Source organism: Pseudomonas sp. XP1, from assembly GCF_053557675.1.
Genome location: NZ_JBNRIJ010000007.1, coordinates 122,522 through 127,867, shown reverse-complemented (window position 1 = coordinate 127,867; position 5,346 = coordinate 122,522). Strand labels below are relative to the sequence as shown.

5 protein-coding genes are annotated in these 5,346 nt (G+C 63.0%); 4 read left to right on the top strand and 1 reads right to left on the bottom strand.

Translation table 11 applies throughout. From position 1 onward, the window contains the following. Positions 1-91 precede the first annotated feature (91 nt). Positions 92-979, bottom strand: coding sequence for an acyltransferase (locus ACK1U9_RS09185; RefSeq protein WP_046614473.1), 888 nt, complete (start codon positions 977-979; stop codon positions 92-94). Between the two features lie 182 nt (positions 980-1,161). Between ACK1U9_RS09185 and rloA2 the strand changes: the two genes are divergently transcribed. The 4 genes from rloA2 (at position 1,162) to creD (ending at position 5,308) form a co-directional block, all read left to right on the top strand. After that, the gene (rloA2, locus tag ACK1U9_RS09180) at positions 1,162-1,662 is read left to right on the top strand and encodes a retropepsin-like aspartic peptidase RloA2 (protein WP_108481141.1); all 501 of its coding nucleotides are present in this window, start codon (positions 1,162-1,164) and stop codon (positions 1,660-1,662) included. A gap of 93 nt (positions 1,663-1,755) precedes the next feature. After that, entirely contained in the window at positions 1,756-2,436 is a 681-nt protein-coding gene (gene creB, locus ACK1U9_RS09175; protein WP_108481140.1) for a two-component system response regulator CreB, read from the top strand. Then, positions 2,436-3,872, top strand: coding sequence for a two-component system sensor histidine kinase CreC (creC, locus tag ACK1U9_RS09170; RefSeq protein ID WP_013970529.1), 1,437 nt, complete (start codon positions 2,436-2,438; stop codon positions 3,870-3,872). The genes creB and creC overlap by 1 nt, the downstream gene beginning before the upstream one ends. Positions 3,873-3,979: 107 nt before the next feature. After that, positions 3,980-5,308, top strand: a complete 1,329-nt coding sequence (gene creD, locus ACK1U9_RS09165; RefSeq protein ID WP_085600032.1) for a cell envelope integrity protein CreD — start codon at positions 3,980-3,982, stop codon at positions 5,306-5,308. Positions 5,309-5,346 lie beyond the last annotated feature (38 nt).

Below are 5,346 nucleotides of genomic sequence, written 5' to 3'. Positions count from 1 at the left end.
CTACCACAGGACCTGCACAGAATTCGAAAACTGTGGAGATCCTGTGGGAGCGGGCGTGCCCGCGAAGAGGCCGATACAGGCAGTAAATATCTCAGCCCATTTCGGCCCGCAGCTGCTCGATCCGCAAGTCCTTCTCCACCCACAACTGGTTCACCCAGGCCTGCACGGTCTGCCTGAACCCAGGATCATTCTCGTAATCCCCCGCCCACAGCATCGGGTCCAGTTCACGCACGCGAATGTCGATAATCACCCGGCTGATGCTGCCATTGAGCAAATCCCAGAAACCCGGCGCCTTGTTGCCGGGATAGACGATGGTCACATCCAGCAAGGCATCCAGTTGCTCGCCCAATGCCGCCAACACGAACGCCACACCACCAGCCTTGGGCTTGAGCAGGTAGCGATACGGCGATTGCTGCTGCTGACGCTTGGCTTCGGTGAAGCGCGTGCCTTCCAGGTAGTTCACCACGGTCACCGGCTGGCGCTTGAACAGTTCACAAGCAGCCTTGGTGATTTCCAGGTCCTTGCCTTTCAGCTCGGGGTGCTTCTCCAGGAAGGCCTTGCTGTAGCGCTTCATGAACGGGTAATCCAGCCCCCACCAGGCAAGGCCCAGCAGTGGTACCCAGATCAGTTCCTTCTTCAGGAAGAACTTGAAAAACGGTGTACGGCGGTTGAGGCTCTCGATCAGCGCCGGAATGTCGACCCAGGACTGGTGGTTGCTGACGGCCAGGTACGAAGTGTCCTTGCGCAGGTTCTCGACGCCGCGGATATCCCACTGGGTAGGAATGCACAGTGCAAAGATGGCTTTGTCGATCTCCGACCAAGTCTCGGCCACCCACATCACCGCCCATGAAGCATAGTCACGCCCACGCCCCGGCAGCACCAGTTTGAGCAGGGCGAAGACCAGCAGCGGGCAGATCAACACCAAGGTGTTGAGCAGCAGCAGGGTGGTAGTGAGGATGCCGGTCAGCAGGCGACGCATAAAGAGACTCTTGTTGTGGGAGATAAACGGTTGGCAATGATAAGCAGGGCAGTGGCCTACGCCAAATTTCCAGTGCCCTGCGGCGAGGACAAATGTTTCACATTATGTTGGTTAGGCTTGTGACAGCGAACCTATCCTGCCAGTGCAGTCTAAGCACTGACCCTCTTCAAGGAAGCTTGCCTGTGAAACCTCTGCTTGCCCTGTTGTCGTTGTTGGCGCTGCCGGTCATGGCCGCCGAGCCCACAATCTATGGCCGTTACGAGAACATAGCCCTGCCCGAACTGGGCGAAACCCTGAAAGCCAAGATGGATACCGGTGCCTTCACCGCGTCGCTGTCGGCCAAGGATATCGAGCTGTTCACCCGTGATGGCGACGAGTGGGTACGCTTCCGCCTGGCTACCAAGGACTCGGACGGCAAGGTTTACGAGCACAAGGTCTCGCGCATCAGCAAGATCAAGGGCCGTGCCGATGAAGAGGAGGAAGGCAATGCGCCGGAAATCTCCAAGCGCCCGGTGGTCGACCTGGAGCTGTGCCTGGGGGACGTGAAGCGCACCGTCGAGGTCAACCTGGTGGACCGCAGCAGCTTCAACTACCCGCTGCTGGTGGGCTCCAAGGCTTTGCGCGAGTTCAAGGCGGCGGTCAACCCGGCCAAGAAGTTCACCGCTGGCAAGCCAGGCTGCTGATCGCAAACCACCTGTACCGGCATCTTCGCGGGCTTGCCCGCTAAGAGGCCGGTAAGTTAAAAGTCCAGTCTGCCCCCAGTTAGGCCGGACGCCATGCCCCACATCCTCATCGTCGAAGACGAAGCCGCCATCGCCGACACCCTGGTCTACGCCCTGCAGGCCGACGGCCATAGCACCGAATGGGTAACCCTGGGCAGCGCCGCCCTCGACCAGCAGCGCCAGCGCCCGGCCGACCTGGTCATCCTCGATATCGGCCTGCCTGATATCAGTGGCTTCGAAACCTGCCGCCAGCTGCGCCGATTCAGCGAGGTACCGGTAATGTTCCTCAGCGCCCGCGACGGCGAAATCGACCGGGTAGTGGGCCTGGAAATCGGTGCAGACGACTATGTGGTCAAACCCTTCAGCCCGCGTGAAGTGGCGGCGCGGGTACGGGCGATCCTCAAGCGCATGGGCCCCAGGGTCGAGCCCGCTGTCGAGGCCACGCTGTTCCAGCTCGACACCTTGCGCATGCAGATTACCTACCGCGGCCAGCCACTCCCCCTTACCCGCCATGAATTCCGCCTGCTGCAATGCCTGCTCGAGCAACCGCACCGGGTATTCAGCCGCGAACAGCTGCTGGACGCCGTGGGCGTGGTCTCTGACGTGGGCTACGAGCGCACCATCGACAGCCATATCAAGTGCCTGCGCGCCAAGCTGCGCCAGGTGGCCAGTGATGCCGAACCGATCCAGACCCACCGTGGCCTCGGCTACAGCTACAGCCCGGACCATGCCTGATGCGCCTGGGCATCCGGATCTTCCTGGTGTACTTCCTGTTCGTCGGGCTGGCGGGCTACTTTCTGCTCAACACGGTGCGCGAACAGATCCGTCCGGTGGTGCGCCAGTCCTCGGAAGAAACGCTGGTAGACACCGCCAACCTGCTGGCCGAGATCCTGCACGATGACGTCAAGGCCGGCACCCTGAACCAGAGCCGCTTGCCCGAAGTGCTCAAGGCCTATGGCTCGCGCAGCCCGGGTGCGCAGATCTGGGGCCTGGCCAAGAACCAGGTCAGCCACCGCATCTATGTCACCGATGCCAAGGGCACCGTGCTGCTGGACTCCAGCGGCGAGGACCTTGGCAAGGACTACTCGAAGTGGAATGACGTGTACCTGACCTTGCGTGGACAATACGGCGCCCGCTCCACCCGCAGTGACCCCGACGATGAAAGCACCTCGGTGATGCACGTGGGCGCGCCGATCATCGACGATGGCAAGATCATCGGCGTGGTCACCGTGGCCAAGCCCAACAGCTCGCTGCAACCGTACATCGACCGCTCCGAACGGCGCTTGCTTACCCTGGGCCTGGGGCTGATCGGCCTGGGCCTGCTGATCGGTGCCGCGTTGTCGTGGTGGCTGGCGCGCTCGCTGCGCCGGCTGGCCCGCTACGCCCAGGCGGTCAGCGAGGGCGAGCGCGCCGCCCTGCCGCACTACAAGGGTGGCGAACTGGCGCACCTGGCCCAGGCGGTCGAGCGCATGCGCACGCAACTTGAGGGCAAGGCCTATGTCGAGCGGTATGTGCATACCCTGACACACGAGCTGAAAAGCCCGCTGGCGGCCATTCGTGGCGCTTCCGAGCTGTTGCAGGGCGATGACATGCCGGCTGACCAGCGGGCGCGCTTTGCCGGCAACATCGAGCGCGAGAGCGAGCGTTTGCAGCAGATGATCGAACGCCTGCTCAACCTGGCCCGGGTCGAGCAGATGCAGGCGCTGGAGGATGAGCAGCAGGTGGCGCTGGCGGCGTTGGTGGACGAGTTGCTGTTGGCCCATGCGGCGCGTATCGAAGGTGCCGATTTGCAGGTGCGCCAGCGGGTGCCGGCTGGTTTGCGCTTGTTGTGTGACCCATTTCTGATGCGCCAGGCGCTGGCCAACCTGCTCGACAACGCGTTGGACTTCACCCCGGAGGGAGGCGCGCTGTTGTTCGACCTGGAACGCGATGGCGAACGGGTGGCGCTGAGCGTGTTCAACCAGGGGCAGGCGATACCGGCCTATGCCATTGGGCGGGTGAGCGAGCGGTTCTACTCGCTGCCGCGGCCGGGGAGTGGGCGCAAGAGCACCGGGTTGGGGCTTAATTTTGTGGCCGAGGTGATGCAGCTGCATGGCGGGGCGTTGGCTGTGGATAACGTCGATGGTGGGGTGCGGGTAAGGTTGTGGCTGCCGGTGCGGCGTATCAGCTGACATTGCCGGGGCTGCGCAGCAGCCCCAAAAACACACAATCTCCACACCATCTCCCCGAAGCCTCCACGCAAGGCGCAGACACTGCGCCCACTGCCACAGGAGGCCCCATGAACAAGACCCTCGGTTTCAAACTCGGCATGATCGCTGTATTGATCTTGCTACTGCTCGTCCCGCTACTGCTGATCAGCGGCCTGATCGGTGAACGCCAGGCCCTGCGCGACAGTGTGCTGCGTGATATCGCCCAGAGCGCCAGCTTCGACCAGCAACTCAGCGGCCCGCTGCTGGTGGTGCCCTACCGCAAGTACGAGCGCCGCTGGATCGAAAAGGACGGCGAGCGCACCCAGGAAACCAGCACCATTGCCGGGCACCTGTACTTCCTGCCGGAAATCTTCGACGCTGACCTGGGCGTGGACACCGAACTGCGCGCTCGTGGCATCTACCAGGCCCGGCTGTTCCACGCCAAGGGCCGTATCAGTGGCCGCTTCAAACTCCCGGAACGCTGGGGCATCGACAAGGATTTCGACGACTACCGCTTCGACAAGCCGTTCCTGGTGGTGGGCATCAGCGATATCCGCGGCATCGAGAACGGCCTGGAGCTGAGCATGGGCGAGCAGAAAGTGCCGTTCGAAGCCGGTACCCGGCTCGACTGGATGCGCGGCGGCGTGCACGCCAGCCTGCCGGGGCTGGACGGCCTGCAGGCGCGTGAATTCAGCTACGGTTTCGATCTCGCACTGCAAGGCACCGGCCAGCTGCACGTAGTGCCGGTGGGCCGCAGCAGCGCCGTGGACCTGCGCGCCAACTGGCCACATCCGAGCTTCGTCGGCAACTACCTGCCCAGTCGCCGCAACATCGACGCCCAGGGCTTCACTGCCCACTGGCAGACTTCGTTCTTTGCCACCAACCTCGAAGACGCCCTGCACCAGTGCGCCACCGCCGGGCAGTGTGCGGACTTCAGCGAGCGCAGCTTCGGTGTCAGCTTCGTCGATCCGGTGGACCAGTACCTGAAGAGCGAGCGGGCGATCAAGTACGCCTTGCTGTTCATCGCCCTGACCTTCGCCGGCTTCTTCCTGTTCGAAGTACTGAAGAACCTCAGCGTGCACCCGGTGCAGTACATCCTGGTGGGGGTGGCGCTGGCGTTCTTCTACCTGCTGTTGCTGTCGTTGTCCGAGCACATCGGCTTTGGTTTGGCGTATGGGCTGTCAGCTTCGGCGTGTGTGCTGCTGATCGGCTTCTACCTGAGCCATGTGTTGCGCAGCCTGGGGCGTGGGGTGGGCTTTGCGGTGGGGTTGGCGGCGTTGTATGCGCTGCTCTACGGGCTGCTGAGTGCCGAGGACTATGCGCTGTTGATGGGCTCGTTGCTGTGCTTTGGCCTGCTGGGGGTGTTCATGGTGCTGACCCGACGGCTGGACTGGGCTCGGGTGGGGAGGGCGGCATGAGGGAGGACAGAGAGATCGGGCGGTGGCTGGCCTTGAGG